The organism is Terribacillus sp. DMT04 (assembly GCF_019056395.1).
In the GTDB taxonomy this organism is placed as follows: domain Bacteria; phylum Bacillota; class Bacilli; order Bacillales; family Amphibacillaceae; genus Terribacillus; species Terribacillus aidingensis_A.
Genome location: NZ_CP077639.1, coordinates 3172488 through 3190941, shown reverse-complemented (window position 1 = coordinate 3190941; position 18454 = coordinate 3172488). Strand labels below are relative to the sequence as shown.

16 protein-coding genes and 1 pseudogene are annotated in these 18454 nt (G+C 42.4%); 12 read left to right on the top strand and 5 right to left on the bottom strand.

The features are described 5' to 3' along the window. Nucleotides 1-328 precede the first annotated feature (328 nt). Both KS242_RS16370 and KS242_RS16365 read right to left on the bottom strand, forming a co-directional pair. Complete coding sequence (locus KS242_RS16370) at nt 329-1774, bottom strand: DEAD/DEAH box helicase (protein WP_217322313.1); 1446 nt, start codon at nt 1772-1774, stop codon at nt 329-331. A 290-nt stretch (nt 1775-2064) separates the two neighbouring features. Then, a pseudogene (locus KS242_RS16365) lies at nt 2065-2733 on the bottom strand (YetF domain-containing protein). 398 nt (nt 2734-3131) lie between these two features. Here KS242_RS16365 and KS242_RS16360 point away from each other — a divergent pair. Genes KS242_RS16360 through KS242_RS16350 form a run of 3 tightly spaced genes read left to right on the top strand, consistent with a single transcriptional unit; the run spans nt 3132 to nt 5695 of the window. Next, entirely contained in the window at nt 3132-4415 is a 1284-nt protein-coding gene (locus KS242_RS16360; protein WP_217322312.1) for a M20/M25/M40 family metallo-hydrolase, read from the top strand. Further along, nucleotides 4399-5229 (top strand): DUF3100 domain-containing protein, encoded by an 831-nt coding sequence (locus KS242_RS16355; RefSeq protein WP_217322311.1) that lies wholly within the window; start codon nt 4399-4401, stop codon nt 5227-5229. Before KS242_RS16360 ends, KS242_RS16355 begins: the two co-directional genes overlap by 17 nt. Continuing rightward, nucleotides 5207-5695, top strand: a complete 489-nt coding sequence (locus tag KS242_RS16350; protein ID WP_217322310.1) for a hypothetical protein — start codon at nt 5207-5209, stop codon at nt 5693-5695. The genes KS242_RS16355 and KS242_RS16350 overlap by 23 nt, the downstream gene beginning before the upstream one ends. 105 nt (nt 5696-5800) lie before the next feature. On the opposite strand, the gene KS242_RS16345 is transcribed toward KS242_RS16350, so the two are convergent. The 3 genes from KS242_RS16345 to KS242_RS16335 form a co-directional block, all read right to left on the bottom strand. Beyond that, nucleotides 5801-6397, bottom strand: a complete 597-nt coding sequence (locus KS242_RS16345; protein WP_256444505.1) for a pyroglutamyl-peptidase I — start codon at nt 6395-6397, stop codon at nt 5801-5803. A gap of 15 nt (nt 6398-6412) precedes the next feature. Then, nucleotides 6413-8398 carry a S9 family peptidase gene (locus KS242_RS16340; protein ID WP_217322309.1) on the bottom strand — a complete coding sequence of 662 codons (1986 nt, stop codon included), beginning with the start codon at nt 8396-8398 and terminating at the stop codon, nt 6413-6415. A gap of 119 nt (nt 8399-8517) precedes the next feature. Further along, nucleotides 8518-9648 (bottom strand): amidohydrolase, encoded by a 1131-nt coding sequence (locus tag KS242_RS16335; protein ID WP_217322308.1) that lies wholly within the window; start codon nt 9646-9648, stop codon nt 8518-8520. Between the two features lie 188 nt (nt 9649-9836). Here KS242_RS16335 and KS242_RS16330 point away from each other — a divergent pair, with 188 nt between their 5' ends. The 9 genes from KS242_RS16330 to KS242_RS16290 all read left to right on the top strand — a co-directional run bounded on the left by KS242_RS16330 (nt 9837) and on the right by KS242_RS16290 (nt 18238). Then, a complete protein-coding gene (locus tag KS242_RS16330; RefSeq protein WP_217322307.1) occupies nt 9837-10283 on the top strand; it encodes an Lrp/AsnC family transcriptional regulator in 447 nt (148 codons plus the stop codon). Between the two features lie 17 nt (nt 10284-10300). Further along, nucleotides 10301-11359, top strand: a complete 1059-nt coding sequence (locus KS242_RS16325; protein ID WP_217322306.1) for a M42 family metallopeptidase — start codon at nt 10301-10303, stop codon at nt 11357-11359. Between the two features lie 58 nt (nt 11360-11417). Continuing rightward, complete coding sequence (locus KS242_RS16320; protein ID WP_217322305.1) at nt 11418-12266, top strand: M55 family metallopeptidase; 849 nt, start codon at nt 11418-11420, stop codon at nt 12264-12266. A 37-nt stretch (nt 12267-12303) separates the two neighbouring features. Then, nucleotides 12304-13230: an ABC transporter permease gene (locus KS242_RS16315; RefSeq protein ID WP_217322304.1), complete on the top strand. Its 927-nt coding sequence runs from the start codon at nt 12304-12306 to the stop codon at nt 13228-13230. 1 nt (nt 13231) lies between these two features. Continuing rightward, nucleotides 13232-14182 (top strand): ABC transporter permease, encoded by a 951-nt coding sequence (locus KS242_RS16310; RefSeq protein ID WP_217322303.1) that lies wholly within the window; start codon nt 13232-13234, stop codon nt 14180-14182. Between the two features lie 8 nt (nt 14183-14190). After that, nucleotides 14191-15210, top strand: a complete 1020-nt coding sequence (locus KS242_RS16305; protein WP_217322302.1) for an ABC transporter ATP-binding protein — start codon at nt 14191-14193, stop codon at nt 15208-15210. Beyond that, nucleotides 15207-16163, top strand: a complete 957-nt coding sequence (locus tag KS242_RS16300) for an ABC transporter ATP-binding protein (RefSeq protein WP_217322301.1) — start codon at nt 15207-15209, stop codon at nt 16161-16163. Before KS242_RS16305 ends, KS242_RS16300 begins: the two co-directional genes overlap by 4 nt. A 21-nt stretch (nt 16164-16184) precedes the next feature. Beyond that, on the top strand, nt 16185-17789 hold the full coding sequence (locus KS242_RS16295) for a peptide ABC transporter substrate-binding protein (protein WP_217322300.1): 1605 nt from the start codon (nt 16185-16187) through the stop codon (nt 17787-17789). Nucleotides 17790-17869: 80 nt separating this feature from the next. Further along, the gene (locus KS242_RS16290) at nt 17870-18238 is read left to right on the top strand and encodes a DUF3899 domain-containing protein (RefSeq protein ID WP_217322299.1); all 369 of its coding nucleotides are present in this window, start codon (nt 17870-17872) and stop codon (nt 18236-18238) included. The last annotated feature ends 216 nt before the right edge of the window (nt 18239-18454 follow it).

Here is an 18454-nt window from a genome sequence, read left to right as displayed (position 1 = left end):
CATCCTGACCAGATATATCCCTCCCTCTAATGTATGCGCTTTCATAAATGGTAGCGATACTAAAGAAATAGATGAAGGAGGTGATTCTCATATTGGGGAGTTAAATGTCGGGTATTCTCAAAAGAATCGGTAAAATAATTACTAGATGTCTTTTTTTAGGAAGAAATAGAAACGGGGGCATATCTAAATTGTCGCCAAGTAAAGGAAGGGAATAGGTATGGTGTAGCAGAATGTGGCTTGTCTAAACCTAAAATAACATGTAGCACTGTTGCTGTAATGAAATAAGAATCCCCTAAATCTTTTGTATAGGGGATTCTTATTTTGGTAATTATTTAATTGCCTTGCTCACTCTTAATTTCTTCCCTTTAATCGTCGTGTTCTCCATTGCCTGTAAAACAATCGAGCCTTTACCGTTTAGAATATCAACATAAGACATTGTATCTTGAATGTTGATAATGCCGATATCTTCAGCTGTGACGCCGGGGATTTTTGCGATCGTTCCAACAAAATCAACTGCGCGGATTTTTTTCTTTTTACCGCCGTTGAAATGGAGCTTCATAATATCTTGATTGATGCGGGCTGTTTTATTATTTTTTACAATACGCTTGCTGCTCAGTTTTTCCTCGAAAGAAGCCTTAGCACCAGCTACTTCCGATTGGCTCGGTGCTTCTTCAGCAGGGATATCAAAGCCGATATATCTCTCGATTGCTTTAAGAAACTTTCCTTCGTAAGGTGTCGAGAATGTAATGGCTAGTCCTTTATTTCCGGCACGGCCAGTTCTTCCCGTACGGTGCACGTAGCTTTCTTTCTCCATTGGTACATCATAGTTGATAACTAGGTTTACATTATCAATATCAATACCACGGGCAGCGACATCGGTAGCTACTAGATAGCGGAATTTGCCCATTTTGAAACCTTCCATAACAGCAAATCGCTCATCTTGTTCTAGTCCGCCATGAAGCCGTTCAACAGGATAGCCAGCTTCATCTAGTTCGCTATACACCGTATCGACGTTTTCTTTCGTGCGGCAGAAGATCATGCAGCTGTCTGGATTTTCTACAACTGTGACATCTTTTAGTAGTGAAATTTTGCCTTCTTCTTTCACTTCTATTAAAGCATGTTCAATCGTATCGGCTGTTACCCCGGTAGATTCAATCTCAACATGCGCTGGATCTTTCATATATTTGTGGCAAAGGTTTTCAACATCCTTTGGCAAGGTAGCAGAAAAGACCATTGTCACACGGTCAGCAGGCAACGATTGAATGATTGCTTCCACTTCATCAATAAACCCTCTGTTAAGCATTTCGTCTGCTTCATCGATAACAAGATATTTTATTTGGTCCAAATCAAGTGTTTCGCGGTCGATATGATCCATTACACGTCCAGGTGTTCCCACGACCACATGCGTTTGCTGCTTTAATTCATCTTTTTGTTTCTTAAACGGCTCTTTTCCGTAAACAGCAACCGCTTTAATACGCTTAAATCTGCCGATATTCTTAATATCTTCCTGAACTTGAACCGCCAATTCCCGAGTTGGCGTAAGGATCAAGGCCTGTGGCTTCTTCTCTTCCCATATAATCATATCGTTCACAGGAATACCAAAAGCGGCAGTCTTGCCGCTGCCGGTTTGTGCTTTTACTACAAGATCTTGCTTTTCCATTGCTAGCGGAATAACTTTGCTTTGCACTTCTGTTGGCGTTTCGTATCGTAACACATCGAGTGCTCGTTTAATATCTTCGCTTACCTGATAATCCGAAAAACTTACATTACTCATTTTTTAGCCCCGTTTATTGTTTTTTCGTTATATGAATAGAATTCTCACCGAGAAATTTTATATGCATTAACTGAATTAGGTTCATTATACTTGAAAAGCAGGGGGCAAAACGGCTTTATCTTAAATTTACAACAGAAGATATTTGTCTCTGCATTGAGTTGAATTAAAAGTCTTCTAAAATTAATCTAAAACAATATATAAAAGGTATCTTATATAGCTTGAAGTGATCTTTCGCAAACAGAAAAGCCCACTCTGCGTTCTGTGAAGAAGGGCTCTTGTTAAAGAAGAAATCAACGATATAAAAAAACAGTAAGCTTCTCATTTTTATCAAGCGTCGCAAGCAGCACATTTCTAACATCAGTGTGATAACTGCTGCTTAATTGTGACACAACCCAATCTTCGTCCTTAGAGGTTTTCCGTAACTCTTTCTGAATAATTCTCCCATCTTTTATGATTGTCTGCGGCATTTGAAAAGGCTGGGTTTCTATCTGCATGAGCTCAGGAGTGACGGCTTCATATTTTGGATCGAGAAAGAACGACACCCTTCCTTCCGCTTCCCAAAGTGCTAACGCCACTTTTGTAACGTCCGCTACCTTCCCTTTACGCAATTATTCCAATAACACATCAACGGATATTCTGGCGTGCCGCAAGCCTTCAAAGAGAATCTTTCCATCTCGAACTATCGGAATTGGCTTGTGGTTAATTAAGTTCCGGAACCAAGGCCACCTTAAAATGAGAAAGATTCCCCCAAGGTATAAAAGCACCAATACAACTGTTGTAATGAGCGAGCCTTTCAAGCCCAAGTCTTCATCTGATAACGGATGGGCGATAATATTCCCGACAACTAAAGCAATAACAAAATCCAGAAGCCTAAGCTGTGAAATAGACCGCTGCCCCAGTACCTTCGCGACAATCAACAAAAAGATAAAAGAAACAACTGCTCGAAGTATCCATTGCATCGTAGTGAGTGTTTCCTGACTGTGGAAGAACTCCAAATATGACACATCCTTTTTTTGATAAGAACTCGTTTGGTTTATTTATTATTTCCCGATAGGTCATGCATATCCAATGGAATGGAGAGCCAATAAAAGGGTGTAGGAATTTGACATATTTTAGAAGGAGGTACTTTAGGCTGAATTTACTAATTAAATTTTATTAATAGTCTAAATGTTGTTAGGTAATCTGCATATGACGAATTATTTTATTTAAATATAAATAAAAGTTCGGTTTTATATTGATTTATAGCGTTTTTTAAGCAAAAAACAAGAATTATATCGTCTAAATCCGTTTGACAAGAATCGACACTTGTAGTTATATTGGTCTCAAATACTAAAAACGCAGAGGGAGTCGGGATACCTTGCAATCTGGTGGCAATTATGAAGAAATCAAAAAGCTTGGAGAATCAATCTATGCAAATCCGGAATTGGGATACAAAGAAGAACGGACAAAGCAGACCGTTGTTGAGTACTTGAAACGTTGTAATCCATCCTGTGAAATAGAGGAGTTTAGCACAACAGGTATAAGGACTACACTCGGAGAAGGAAAATCAATGCACCTTGCTTTCCTAGCAGAATTGGATGCGGTTTATGCCCCAACGCACTTCAAAGCAAATCCTGATACAGGTGCCGCTCACAACTGTGGTCACTATACGCAGGTAGCCATTGCTCTTTCCCTATACCAGCAACTAGTTGAAACAAAGGCTTATGAACAGTTTGATTATACAATCAGCTTCATTTTTGTTCCGGCAGAAGAATATTTGGATCTTCCTTATCGAGACCAACTCATGCAAGATAATGTCATTTCGCATTACGGCGGTAAACCGGAAGCAATGAAACTTGGAGTATTTGATGATATTGATCTTAGTATTTGTGTACATGCCATTGGTGGCGAAATTAAGAAGCGTACTATAGAAATTGATTGTGATCTGGCAGGATTTTTGTATAAACGTTACACATTTCAGGGCAAGTCGTCACATGCCGGATTTGATCCTTTCTCCTCTGTAAATGCTTATAATATGTCTACTTTATTCCATACTGCAATCAGCCTAGGGCGTCAGCAGCTGGATGAAAAGGAGAAGGTACGGCTGAACCCAATTGTTATGCAATCGGATATGTCAACGAATGTAATTCCAAACTATATTAAAGTCGGGACTGATCTGCGCACCTTGTCTACGCCTTATATGAAAACCGTGGCCAAACGTCTGGATGCAGCTGCAGAAGGCAGTGCGAAGGCGCTTCAAGGTGAAGTGAATATTGATACACAAATGGGCTATCTGCCATTCAAGCAAGATCGCTATCTATCTACGTTCGTCAAGGCTGCATATCAGATGAACAACCAAATTGAAGACATTTGGGAAGGTAACAGCATTAGTGCTGCTGGGGATATCGGTGATTTGTCTTATATGATGCCATGTATCCAAATTGGCTACAGCGGTTTTACAGGGACGATTCACGGCGATGATTTCATCGATGTAGATCCCGAATACATTTACGGTATTTTTCCAAGCTTTCTCTTCCAAGTACTTCACCAAATGAACGGAAAAATAGACAAAGCAAAGCTTTATAAGCGATCTTACCAGGAGTATGTACAAGTCATTCAATCTATATTGGACGAGAAAAAGGAGAATGGAATTGAAGCGTAATTATTTATTATTAATCATTTTCGCATTACTTGTTATTACTGCTGCAGAATGGATTGGATTCCAATCGATAGAACTTGGACCTGTTTCTATTTCGGTCCTTCCGCTCGCTTTTGCCATTGTAATTACGATGATTCTTGGCTTGCCGATTATTCGAAAAGGTATTTTGAAAAAGGTGTATAGCAAAGCCAATGTCCAATTTTCCAGTAAGTATTTGATTTTCATTATGCTGCCGCTAATGGCGAGATACGGTGCAGATGTAGCGCCACAGCTCAGAGAGATTTTCAGCGTAGGCTGGGTATTTATCGCTCAGGAATTAGGTAACCTTGGAACTGTATTGTTAGGCCTGCCGATTGCATTATTGATTGGCCTTCGCCGGGAAGCAATTGGAGCGACGCTTGGGCTTGGCAGGGAAGGGGAGCTTGCCTATATCTCAGAAAAATACACATTGGAATCCAAAGAAGGACAGGGCGTACTTTCCCTATACGTTATCGGTACACTTTTCGGTGCTATCTTCTTTAGTATTATTGCACCTGTCTTACTTGATATCGGATTCCGCGTAGAGGCCTTAGCAATGGCGTCTGGGGTAGGATCTGCCAGCATGATGACGGCTTCCTCTGCTACATTGGTGGAACGTGTGCCTGAGATGGAGAGCACAATTTTGGGTTATGCTGCTGCAAGTCAGCTGCTGACCAGCTTTCTTGGAACCTTTACGATGGTTTTCCTAGCGGTACCATTGCAGCGTTTTCTTTATAATAAACTGACGAAATCAAATAAGCAGCAGGAGGTGGCAGATGATGTCCGTGCAGCTGAATAAATATGTGAAATACGGCCTGGTCGTTTTACTTAGCACCGCATTAATTCTGTTTACACAGCAAATTAAGTTGTTTAAAGACCCATCCTCAGCACCTATCGAATTAATGACATTTATGGGTTTAGGAACATTGTGGCTTTTTTCTATGATGGGTATAGCACTAGCGGACGTCATGAAAAAAAGCCCGGTAAAGTTCTTACGAGACTTTCCGATACTAGGCTGGGTGTCTATCATATCGCTTCTCTTATGTATGTGCTTTGATTTCTTTGTCCAAGCAATTGGTCATGTTGATTTTCTTTCCATTACAACGCCGATACTGACTTTCGCAGGGGTTTCAGTCGTGGACCGTCTAACAGACTTGCGTAAAACTTCATGGAAGGTTGCAATTGTTGCTGTGTTCGTTTTTACTGGCACATATGTCGGAAGTGCATTGCTTTCAGAATTAGGATTATTATTAGCAGGAAGATGAGCTGAAGGGTAACTACCAGCTTCAGGCTGTCGAGGAGGTCTCGACAGCCTTTTTATTTGGAGGCAAAATAAAAGTACAGGACAATTCCTGCACTTTCATCTTTTATCATATTCCTTCAATAATAACTCGAACCGCTTCTTCTAAGTCCGTTATCGACCATGATGGCAGCTTGGGATTTGTTATTGCTAATGCATGATGTGCTGGTATGTGAACGAATCCAGATACGATATCTAGCTTGTTCGTTTCTATATGATGCCTTGCGGTGTACATTATTTGATTACATAAATAAGTGCCGGCCGTGTTAGAGATAGTCGCAGGCAGGTTATGCGCTTGCAGTCTTGAGACCATTTCTTTAATAGGTAGCGTTGAAAAATAGGCATCAGGTGCATCTTCTATTATTTTTTGACCGTTGTACTGATTGCCGCTATTATCTGCTTCGCCGTCCATACAGTTTATCGCTATGCGTTCTGGTGTGATTCTATTTCTGCCGGCAGCTAATCCTAAAGATATAACAGCTGCTGGCTGATAAGCTTTTAGATGTTCTAAAAGGATACCTGCGGATGTTGTGAAATCCACCGGAAGCACCTTTCCGATTATTTGTTTCCCGCCTATTGTGACACCGTCTAGCTGACGGACAATCACTTCTGTTGGATTGGAGGCCATTCCCAGAAAAGCTTCAAATCCAGTGAGTAAAATCTTCAAATCGATTACCTCTCTTTATTGTAAGTACTGATCAAACCAATTTGTTATCTCGTTCAGTCGAACGATTCGCAGGCTCGGATCTCCGCTTCGAGACAGCTCATGATTGGAATCAGGGAAACGGACAAAACGTGTTGGTTTCTTTTGCTGTTTTAAGGCTACATATAGTTGCTCGCCTTGTTCAATTGGACAGCGATAGTCGTTTTCACTATGCAAGATCAGCAGTGGTGTTTGGATATGCTTGACGTAACGAAGCGGTGAGATTCTCCATAGCTCATCAGGGTCCTCCATGATGGTCGTCTTATGCTCCCATTCGGTAAAGAAGTAGCCAATATCACTAACCCCATAGAAGCTAACCCAATTACTAATAGAGCGTTGCGTAACAGCAGCTTTAAATTTGTTCGTATGGCTGATAATCCAATTCGTCATGAATCCGCCATAGCTTCCGCCCGTAACACCTAAACGCAATGGGTCGATCCAATCGTATGTGTCTAACGCATAATCAAGAGCGGTCATCACATCATCATAGTCTACGCCTCCATAGTTTCCGCGTACGGCATCGACAAACTGTTGTCCATAGCCATGACTTCCTCTTGGGTTCATAAACAGGACACCATAACCTTTACTAGCGAGGACCTGAAACTCGTGCATGAACGCGTGGCTGTACATGGCGTGCGGTCCACCATGAATTTCTAACACAAGTGGATAAGATTCGCCTTCTTTCAATCCGACCGGCTTGATAATCCAGCCTTGCAAGTCAGTTCCGTCATTTGCTTTAAAGGAGAAATCTTCTGGAATAGCAATATCCTTCGTCTGCAGCAAGTGCTCGTTGGCTGCTGTTAAACGCTGTTCTTCATCTCCTGAGAAAGTGGAGAAGAATAGGTCACCTGGAATATCAGACTGGCTAACGGCATACACAAATTGCGCTTGATCCTTGTTTGTACTAAATGCATAAACTTGTCTTTTCCCACCAAGTATTTTGGTAATCTGTTTATCGAGTGTCACTCGATATAAGTTTGTTGCCCCTTGTTCACTAGCAAAGAAGTAAAGCGAATCATTTTCCTTGTGCCAGATGGCTCCCATATCTCCTGCACCAGTACCCATATCATTAATTGCCATATCACTGCACTCCGCATCCCACTCACTCGTCAAGCAAGTCAAATTCCTGGTTGCAAGGTCGAGCGACCAAACTCTAGTAAGCGTGGAACCTGCAAAAGCTAGATTATCTCCTAATAACGAGAGCTTTGTCCCATCAGGAGAATACTGCGGGGCGCGAAATCTTTTGTCGCTGCTCGTCAGTTTCTCTGTATCTTTCGTCGCTAGATTCAGCTGATAAATATCCGAGAAAAATGTTTGTTCCGGATCTTCGGAACGGTTGGCAGTATAAGCCACATGTGTTCCGTCTGGTGAGAAGACAGGATAATGATGATCATACACTCCATCTGTTAACAAAGTCTCTGTGCCAGTTTCTAAATCGATTAAGACAAGATGCTGAAATGTTTCATCGGAAAAACCACTCATGTCGGACTTGTAATGCAGTTTTGTTGTGATATAAGGTTGTAATTTGTCTTCTGTCGCTTCCTGCTTTGTTTCCTTTTCTTCTAAGCTATCTGATTTCGTGAGCGGCACTATGACAACCAGCTGTTTGCCATCGGGAGAACAAACTGGCTGTGAGGCACCTCTCTTGAACGAAGTGACTTGTGTTGCTTCACCACCGCTAAATGCAATACGCCAAATTTGCTGCCTTCCAGAGCGATTGGAGGTGAAGAATATGTCTTTCCCGTTAGCTGACCATCTAGGCTGCGTGTCGGAGAAATTGCCTTGGGTAAACCGGGTGACTTCCTTCGAATCTACATGTAAGACAAATAGATTTGATTGATATTTTTTCTCTTCATTGATAATGCGCTTTATAAAAACAACCCAGCCGCCATCTGGTGAGAGCTGTGGATCGGATAAGAATGAAAATTCAAACAAATCATCTGCTGAAACCCCATTGTTTGTCATCGTATGCTACCTCCATTACTATCTGAATATTTATCTTGTTATCTTGTTATAGAACAAGTCTCCTGATTTACTGCCACACAACAATCGTATGGCAGATCAGGAGACAGGGCATGTATGATTTATACTAATTCACCGTTGATATAGGTTTGTACGACTTTGTTTCTTAGATCAAACGGATTGCCATCCCAGAGAACAAAATCTGCGTCCTTGCCAACTTCTACGGAACCAACTCGATCGTCTACGCCTAGATGTTTCGCAGCATGCAGTGTAATAGCTTTTAATGCTTCTTCTTCTGGCAGACCATATTTAACGGCTAGAATTGCACTCGTCATCAAATGCTCAATGGCTATTACGGGATGATCTGTCGTGATAGAGAATGGAACAGATGCATCTGCTAGAGCTAGTAGGGTGTTCCAGCCTTTATCAGCAAGTTCTATTTTCGAACGTGGTGTCATTGTCGGTCCCACGGATACAGGGATATCATGCTTGGCGATAAATGGTGCGATTTGGTGGCCTTCTGTACAATGCTCAATGGTTAGATCAATATCAAACTCTCTTTTTAAGCGTAAGACAGTGACGATGTCATCGGCGCGATGGGCATGAACACGAAGGGGGATTTCTTTATTTAATACTTTAACAATATGTTCTAATCCAAGGTTTCTCGCCGTTTTTCCAGTTTTGCGCTCTTCCATATACGTTTGGGCTGCTATTAATTTTTCACGAAGAATGGCGGCTACTCCCATTCTTGTTGTTGGCATTCTTCCTTTATCGCCATGAAATCGTTTTGGATTTTCACCTGTTGCCGCTTTTAAGCCAGAAGGATTTCGAATGACCATCTCATCTACAATTGTGCCCGTGGTCTTCAATACACACATCTCTCCACCAATTACATTCGCACTTCCTGGCATCACTTGTACGGTGGTGACACCTGCTCGCCTGGCATCCGCAAAACCTTGATCTTTAGGGTTAATGCCGTCAATTGCCCGTACTTGCGGTGTAGCAGCTGCACTCGTTTCATTAAAATCATGACCTTCTTTACCGATTCCTTCTTCATGTACGCCTAAGTGGGTGTGCACATCAATTAGTCCCGGAGTAAAATATTTTCCCATCGCATCGATTACTTCATAGCCATTGGGAATGCTGGATGCTTCTCCTATTGAAGTGAATTTTCCATCCTTTATTAAAATCGTTGTATTACGTAAGTTCTTGCCAGTTCCGTCTACACCAGATACATTCGTGATGGCTTTCATCGTATAACCTCCATTAAAATCCGAATTATCATTGATTTCTGAAAATTTAACTTGTATAATACCCTCTATACCTGATTCCTTATAACGATAGTAAATCAATAATTAAGGAATGTAAATGTTAATTTATCTGACAATATGTATCTAAAAGGGTAATTTAATTGTAAATAAGTCCGAAAGTAGGAAGTATAGTGGAGTATCAAATTGATGAGTTAGACCGCGGTATAATCCGAATGTTATCAACAGATGGGCGCTTGCCATTTTCTGAGATAGCAAATGCATTAGATGTGTCAGAGAAAACAATCAGGCTTCGGTACAAAAATCTGGTTCAAAATAAGATTATCGAAGTTGTCGGTGTCGTGAATCCAATTGCGCTTGGTTTAAAAGCTGGAGCAATTATTCAAATAAAAACAGAACAACGGATGATGGCCAAAGTGAAGGAAGAACTTAGCACCTTGAAAGAAGTTCGCTATATTACGATGACATCAGGAGAATATCCGCTGCTTATTCAAATTAACGTAAGAAGCCAAGAGGATATAAGAGACTGTGTGCTTAACCTGGATCGTATTGAAGGGATTACAGCCATTAATACAATTATTCAATTAGAAAATTATAAAAATACGTTCGAATATCTATAGAAAGGAGCTTCTGTGACTTGATTGATTTACTAAAGACATTAACTAGCCTGCACGGTCCAAGTGGTTATGAGCAAGAAGTGAGTTATTTTCTTAGAGACTATTTGAAGGATAAAGCAGACCAAGTTGAGATAGATCCGATTGGTAATGTCATCGCCAAGAAAAAAGGAGCGAAACCAGGACCTGCTATTCTGTTAACAGCCCACATGGACGAAGTGGGCTTTATCGTCAAGAAGGTTGAGACAAACGGGTTTCTGCGATTTGAAAAGCTTGGCGGCAATGATGATCGAAACCTGGTTGCACAGCCGGTAAAACTATTAGGAGAAAAAGGGCATATCAATGGAATGATAGGAACACTTTCTGCACATTTTGCGAAGTTTGATGATGCGCAAAATGTGAGAAAGCATAGCGAGTTATACATAGACGTTGGCGCAAGCTCGTTTGAGGAAGTAGTCGACATGGGCATTGAGGTTGGGACACCAATTACGTGGGGGACCGACCTCCAAACCCTTGGAACAGCAGACGAACCGAAAGTACGTGCGAAATCATTGGATGACCGGGCAGGTTGTGCCGTTATCTTGCAAGTGTTGGAAGAGGTAGGGAATGATTTCGCTGGCGAGCTCATTTGTTTATTCACGGTTCAAGAAGAGGTCGGGTTAAGAGGGGCGAAAACAGCATCCGAACATATCGAGGCCGATGCAGCAATTGCCATTGATACAACAGCAGTAAGTGACACACTCGAGCAAACAATGGACCAAACTCTCCATCTAGGCAAAGGGACAGGAATCAAGGTTATGGATGCAAGTTTAATTGTTCCCAAGACAATGAAGCAGCAGCTTATCACGCTAGCGAAACACTGTCGAATTCCATATCAGCTTGAAGTGTTTACCGGGATTGGCACCGATGGCGGGGCAGTTACTTATGCAAACAAAGGTATCCCGACAGGTGTGTTATCCATTCCGTCTCGGTATACACATTCAGCGATTGAACTTGTAGATGTAGGGGATCTTCTCGCAACGAAGGAGTTAGTAAAAGCATTCGTAAAGAGTATGACGCCAGATTCACGTTTTCCGTTTTAGGGAATTTTTTAAGCTAATTAGTGTGAAAATTTATAATTATCAATCAGGGGTGATGGCGATGAAGATCTTTATTTCAGCAGATATGGAAGGTATTTCAGGAGTAGCAACCAACCAGCAGTTAAAAACAAATTCCGAGTATCAGCGATTCAGAAAGCTCATGACAGCAGATGTAAATGCTACTATCGAGGGTGCTTTCAACGGCGGGGCCACAGAGGTGGTCGTAGCGGATGGGCATGGCAATATGTCCAACATACTAGTAGAAGAGTTGGATGCTCGTGCAAGACTTGTGTCTGGTAATAACCGCGTCATGTGTCAGCTAGAAGGATTAGATGATACGTTCGACGCTATTATGTTTGTTGGTCATCATGGACGTGAAGCAGGATCAGAACGCGCAGTCATTAGTCACACTTTGGCAGGTATTTGTGTAAATGAAATGAAAATCAATGGCAAGGTCGTTGGCGAAACAGAAATGAACACGCTTGTAGCGGGCAGCTTTCATGTCCCTGCTATTTTCATCAGTGGTGATGATGCTTACGTAAAAGAAGTCCAAGAAACATTACCAGACGTAAAAGCTGCTGTCACCAAGCGTGCTGTAGATCGTTTCGCGGCCGAGTTGATTCATCCAGAAATTGCTCAAAAAGAAATTCGTGAAAAGGCCGAGGGAGCAGTGAAGAATGCAAAGTCCTATAAACCGCTACGAACAGAAGGTCCTGTTACGTTCGATATCGAGTTAAAGGGGCCGCAGCAGGCGATGATGACAACAACGCTGCCTACAGTAACCTTAACTGGTCCAAGAAGCATTCGTTTCACGTGTGACAATATGGTAACCGCCTACAAACATATGTGGGGCTGCGTAATCATTGCCATGACAGCTACAAATGGTGTACTTGGCAGCGTGAATGCCTAGAGCGGTGCAGCTAGAAAAATAGCGGAGGTGAATCTGCATGTATATTGTAAAACGATTACTTACCATGCTGCTTACGATATGGGTCATAGCGAGTTTGACATTTTTGATCATGAAATTTATCCCTGGTGATCCGTTTGCATCGGATGCCGATGTGCTGCCGGAAGAAGTGCTACAAAATATGCGAGCGAAGTATAACTTGGATGAGCCAATTGCTGTGCAATACGTCTTATATATGAAGGATTTAGTGACATTTGATCTGGGATACTCCATTCAATCCGAAACTAGATCGGTTAATTCTATTATTGCCGATGGTGCACCAGCTTCCGCGCTACTAGGATTGCAAGCAATGATCGTCGCATTAATTTTCGGACTGCTGCTAGGAATTATCGCAGCATTGAATCAAAACAAAGCACTGGATTATGTGTCTATGTTTATCGCCATTATCGGTATCTCAGTCCCTAGCTTTATCCTGGCTCCGCTATTAATTAAGTACTTTGCCGTTGAGTGGGGGATGTTACCAGTAGCCTCATGGGGGACTTGGCAGCATTCTATTCTGCCAACACTCGCATTAGCCGCAACACCGCTAGCTGTTATTGCGCGGTTTATGCGGTCAAGTATGCTCGAGGTAACAAATCAAAACTACATCAAGACAGCAGATGCTAAAGGGCTGTCAAAATCAAAGCTAGTCATCAGACATGGCATTCGAAATGCGATTTTACCGGTCATTTCTTTTATTGGACCACTCTTTGTATCGTTAATTACCGGAACCTTCGTTATCGAAAAGATATTCGCTATTCCAGGGATCGGCCGTTATTTTGTAGATAGTATTTTTAACCGCGATTATCCGGTCATTATGGGTACTACCATCTTTTTCAGTACCTTGCTCGTGTTGACGTTATTCATCATTGATATTTCTTACCGTTACATTGACCCAAGAATAAAACTAACAAGTGGAGGGGAGTAAGATGGAAGAAAGACGCGTTACAGTTGATGATTCCCTTTTTCGCCCCTTATCACCAGAAAACAGGGGCCATGATCCGATCCAGCGCCCGAGTATGAGCGTGTGGAAAGAAACCATTCTTAACGTTGTAAAAAATAAGATGGCTGTACTTGGATTTACCTTGTTAGTCGTCATTGCCTTCTTTGCCATAGCTGGTCCGCATATGGTACCGTTCGATCCTGCTAAACAAGAACTGGGTAACACAAATGTTGCTCCGAACAGCGAGCATTGGTTCGGTTCCGATGATTTAGGTAGAGATGTTTGGTCCAGAACGTGGTATGGGGCTAGAGTATCGCTAACGATAGGTCTCGTTGCCGCAGCGATTGATATTATCATCGGGGTTACAGTTGGCGGTATCTCTGGTTATATGGCTGGCCGCAGTAAGTTTGGTGATCGAATTGATGGCTCTTTAATGCGTATCGTTGAAATTCTATACGGAATTCCGTATCTATTAATCGTTATTCTGCTGATGGTAATTATGGAGCCAGGTGTAACCTCAATTATTATCGCCTTATCTGTCACCGGCTGGGTAGGAATGGCCAGAATCATTCGCGGTCAGATCTTGCAGCTGAAATCCCAGGAATATGTACTGGCTGCACAAAAAATGGGGACTTCCCACGGAAAGATCATTTGGCGGCATTTGATTCCTAATACAGCTGGCATCATTATCGTCAATTTGACCTTTACCATACCGCAAGCAATCTTTGCTGAATCATTTCTCAGCTTTCTCGGCTTAGGAGTGCAAGCGCCGTTTGCCAGCTGGGGAACAATGGCGAACGATTCATTAGGTGTTATTTTAAGCGGGCAGTGGTGGCGTCTCTTTTTCCCAGGCTTTATGATTGCCCTCACCATGTTTGCCTTTAATGCATTCGGTGATGGTCTGCAAGATGCACTGGATCCGAAAGCGAATAAATAGGAGGTGGGATGTTGGAACACTTACTAGAAGTGAACAATCTGGAAGTTCGTTTTAAAACATATGGAGGAGAAGTGCAAGCCGTTCGGGATGTTTCCTTCCATGTGGATAAAGGAGAGATCTTAGCGATAGTTGGAGAGAGCGGCAGCGGAAAAAGTGTTACTGTGCAGTCCATCATGGGCCTCATCCCAACTCCGCCAGGCAAAATAAAGAACGGAGAAGTACTCCTAGAAGGACAGGATCTGCTAAAGCTATCCAAACGAGAAATGCAAAAAGTAAAAGGTTCAAAGATTAGTATGGTCTTTCAAGATCCGATGACATCATTGAATCCTACCATGAAGGTCGGCAAACAAATTACGGAAAGCATTACAGCACACCAAGATATAAAAGGGCAAGAAGCGAAAGAACGCGCGATTGAAATGATTCGTCTTGTCGGTATCTCCAATCCTGCAGAACGATATAATCAGTATCCGCATGAATTCAGCGGGGGGATGCGGCAGCGAATTATGATTGCTATTGCACTTGCTTGTCATCCACAAGTTCTATTAGCCGATGAACCTACGACAGCATTAGATGTTACCATCCAAGCCCAAGTGTTGGACTTGATGAAGAACCTCCGAGATGAACTAGATACTTCCATTATATTAATTACCCATGACCTTGGCGTTGTAGCCGAGACAGCAGAACGAGTAGCGGTTATGTATGGCGGCATGATTGTCGAAACGGCACCAGTAAATGAACTATTCAACAATCCAAAGCATCCTTATACGTGGGGACTGCTAGAGTCGATTCCAGATATCCATGCAGCAGATAAAAAGCGATTGGTGCCAATTGACGGCGCACCACCAGATTTGTTTTCTCCACCGAAAGGTTGTCCTTTTGCACCGCGCTGTAAATACGCGATGGACGTTTGTGTCGAAGCAATGCCTCCTGCGTTTTCCATCGAGCATGGACACGAGGCGAAATGCTGGCTGAACGATTCACGAACACCAGCCCTACAAGAATTAGCAGCCGGGAGGGAGCAGCTATGACGGAGACAATCATTCAAATCGATCAAATGAAAAAATACTATCCAATCGGCAAAGAGTTAACCGTGAAATCGGTTGATGATATCTCGATTGATATCAAGCGCGGCGAAACATTTGGTCTAGTAGGAGAAAGCGGCAGTGGAAAATCGACACTAGGCAAAACGATCGTTGGCTTGGAAGGTCCGACGTCCGGAAAAATTGTCTACAACGGTCTGGATCTAAGTGAATTAAATAAAAAGCAAAAGAAACAGATTAACCGAGAGATTCAAGTCATTTTCCAAGATCCGCATGCTTCATTAAATCCGAGGATGCGCGTTGGCGACATTATTGCTGAAGGGATTGATGCGCATAAGCTAGCGAAAGGCAATAGCCGCCAGGAACGCGTTTATGAACTGTTAGAAAGAGTTGGATTACAGCCAGGGCATGCCAAACGTTACCCGCATGAGTTCAGTGGCGGGCAGCGACAGCGAATCGGCATTGCTCGCGCTCTGGCGGTTGAACCGAAGTTTATTGTAGCGGATGAACCGATATCCGCACTGGATGTATCAATTCAAGCACAGGTTATTAATCTATTGGAAGACCTGAAGGATCAAGAAGACCTTACGTACTTATTTATTGCGCATGATTTAGGTATGGTTAAGCACATTAGTGACCGAATTGGTGTGATGTACTTAGGGAAGATGATGGAACTTGCCGACAGCGATGAACTGTTTCATGACCCGCTCCATCCGTATACCAAAGCGTTATTATCAGCCATTCCAGTTACTAATCCGGAAGCGCAGAAACGTGAAAGACTTGTGTTAGAAGGTAATCCGCCAAGTCCAGTTGACCCGCCAAGTGGCTGCCGATTCCGTACACGCTGTCCATTTGCAATGGATGTTTGTGCACAATCGGTACCTGAGTGGAGAGAAGTGAAAGACAATCACTGGACAGCTTGTCATCTTTACAATAGTTAAAAATCTGAAGGGGGCATTATGATGAAAAAATGGCTAAAGAGTCTAGTATTGCTAGTAGCTGTCGCTGTATTTGTCGCAGGTTGTAGTGGGGGAACGTCAGGAAGCGGAGATGTAGCGCAGGAAATTACCGTAAATGCCATGAGTGAGCCGCCTGATCTTGATCCAGCATTAGCGACCGATACAACATCAGGTTGGGTTTTAGATCATGTGTTTGAAGGACTTTATACTAAAGATGAAAATGGAAATCCAGTGCTGGGAGCAGCGAGTAATGCGGATGTTTCCGAAGACGGGAAGACATATACCTTTACCATTCGTGATGATGCCAAGTGGTCAGACGGATCAAACGTAACAGCTGGTGACTTTGAATATGCATGGAAACGTACGCTGAATCCGGATACAGGTAGCTCCTTTGCCTTCTACTTGTACTATCTTAAAGGCGGAGAAGCTTATAACAAAGGGGAAGGTTCTGCAGAAGATGTTGGCGTAACGGCAGAAGATGACAAGACACTCGTCGTGGAATTAGAAGCACCACTTGGATACTTTGATGAGCTATTAACAATGTGGTCATTTTACCCGGTGAAGCAGGATGTTGTCGAAGAGAATAAAAATTGGTCTGCAGAAGCAGATACGTATGTAAGTAACGGCCCATTCCAGCTTACAAAATGGGAGCATGATAGTGAAGTAGTTATTGAGAAGAGTGAGAACTATTGGGATCGTGATGTCGTAAACCTTGATAAAGTAACTTACAAAATGGTAAACGACGCTACAACGTACTATCAAATGTTTAAGACAGATGAGTTGGATCTTATTCAGACATTGCCATCTGATGTGATTGATCAAGAAAAGGATTCTGAAGAATATAGTGAAGTGCCATACTTTGGTACGTACATGTATATGTTTAACGTCGACAAAGAACCATTCACCAATGCGAAAGTCAGAAAAGCATTTAATCTAGCGGTAGATCGTGAGACATTAACAACAAATGTAACCAAAGCAGGCGAAACGCCAGCACGTGCATTTGTACCAGAAGGTGTAGAAACGCCAGAAGGTGACTTCCGAGAAGCTGGTGGTGCATACTTTGAAGATGATGCCGCAGAAGCGAAGAAACTGCTAGAAGAAGGTATGAAAGAAGAAGGCTGGACCGAGCTTCCAGAAGTAACGCTGCTTTATAATACGTCTGAAAACCACAAGAAAATTGCCGAAGCGGTGCAAGCTATGTATAAAGAGAATCTTGGTGTAGACGTGAAATTGGAAAACCAAGAGTGGAAAACGTACCTGGATACAACAAAACAAGGTAACTTCCAAATGGCTCGTATGGGCTGGATCGGCGTGCTGGTAGATCCAGTGGTAATCCTTGATTACTATCTAGGCGACAGCCCGAACAACCGTACCAACTGGGTGAATGAAGAATACGATCAGCTAATGGCCGATGCCAAAGTAGAACAAGACCCAGAAAAACGTTACGAACTATTGCATCAAGCAGAAGCTGTATTAATGGAAGAGCTGCCGTTCAACCCAATCTACCATTATACAAACAACTACTTAACAGCTCAGAACTTCGAAAACATTGTCTATCCAGTAAACCGTTATCCTTACCTGAAATGGGCAGAAAAAGTTTCTGAATAAGAAAAAAACTAAATGAAAGGAAAGCGGGATCTCTTGCAGGTCCGGCTTTCCGTTACATAAGAAAGGAGCTTGCAAATCACATGAAATGGAAAGTATCTTTGTTCTTCCTCACCATCCTTGGCTGGTACGTGGCAACATTAGCTGTTCCCTTTACTAAGGCAAGTCTCTCCAATGCCGCATTTTTAATTGGCCTTTTCCTATTACTCATTGCAAGTATCGCAATCATCTTCAAAACAGGCTTCCTTACTCCAGTCACAGAAGGTTTCAGGATAATTGGAGAGCGAGTGATCCGCAAATCAAGAGCTATGGAGAGAGCAGATAAGCAAATAAAAAATGATTATACGATTCAGTCCTTTAAAACAAATCTGGGAGCTTTTATTACGCAAAGTACGTTCATCGTTGGTGTTGGTTCTATTCTTATTTCTGTGATTAGTATAGTGATGCTTTGAGAGACCTTTCTGCGGCGCGGGAAGGTCTTTTTTAGCTGCGTAAATTTTAGTTCCATTTCATAATTTCAAGCCAAAAGATATTATTTTTATATAGGGTTTGAGTAATTTCATCTTCTCTGAAACCTTTATCGTCATCGAAACCCTTGCCACACTATGCCAGCATTCGGATTCTCCGATTCAAGTCATAGCAGGAAGAATGAATGTTAAGAAAGGGAA

Bases quoted from the DNA above. Each gene is read 5' to 3' on its own strand.
- KS242_RS16320 (WP_217322305.1), top strand. From the start codon at position 11,418: ATGAAGATCTTTATTTCAGCAGATATGGAAGGTATTTCAGGAGTAGCA.
- KS242_RS16295 (WP_217322300.1), top strand. From the start codon at position 16,185: ATGAAAAAATGGCTAAAGAGTCTAGTATTGCTAGTAGCTGTCGCTGTA.
- KS242_RS16315 (WP_217322304.1), top strand. From the start codon at position 12,304: ATGTATATTGTAAAACGATTACTTACCATGCTGCTTACGATATGGGTC.
- KS242_RS16310 (WP_217322303.1), top strand. From the start codon at position 13,232: ATGGAAGAAAGACGCGTTACAGTTGATGATTCCCTTTTTCGCCCCTTA.
- KS242_RS16350 (WP_217322310.1), top strand. From the start codon at position 5,207: ATGATGTCCGTGCAGCTGAATAAATATGTGAAATACGGCCTGGTCGTT.
- KS242_RS16355 (WP_217322311.1), top strand. From the start codon at position 4,399: ATGGAATTGAAGCGTAATTATTTATTATTAATCATTTTCGCATTACTT.
- KS242_RS16305 (WP_217322302.1), top strand. From the start codon at position 14,191: ATGTTGGAACACTTACTAGAAGTGAACAATCTGGAAGTTCGTTTTAAA.
- KS242_RS16290 (WP_217322299.1), top strand. From the start codon at position 17,870: ATGAAATGGAAAGTATCTTTGTTCTTCCTCACCATCCTTGGCTGGTAC.
- KS242_RS16340 (WP_217322309.1), bottom strand. From the start codon at position 8,398: ATGACAAACAATGGGGTTTCAGCAGATGATTTGTTTGAATTTTCATTC.
- KS242_RS16335 (WP_217322308.1), bottom strand. From the start codon at position 9,648: ATGAAAGCCATCACGAATGTATCTGGTGTAGACGGAACTGGCAAGAAC.
- KS242_RS16370 (WP_217322313.1), bottom strand. From the start codon at position 1,774: ATGAGTAATGTAAGTTTTTCGGATTATCAGGTAAGCGAAGATATTAAA.
- KS242_RS16300 (WP_217322301.1), top strand. From the start codon at position 15,207: ATGACGGAGACAATCATTCAAATCGATCAAATGAAAAAATACTATCCA.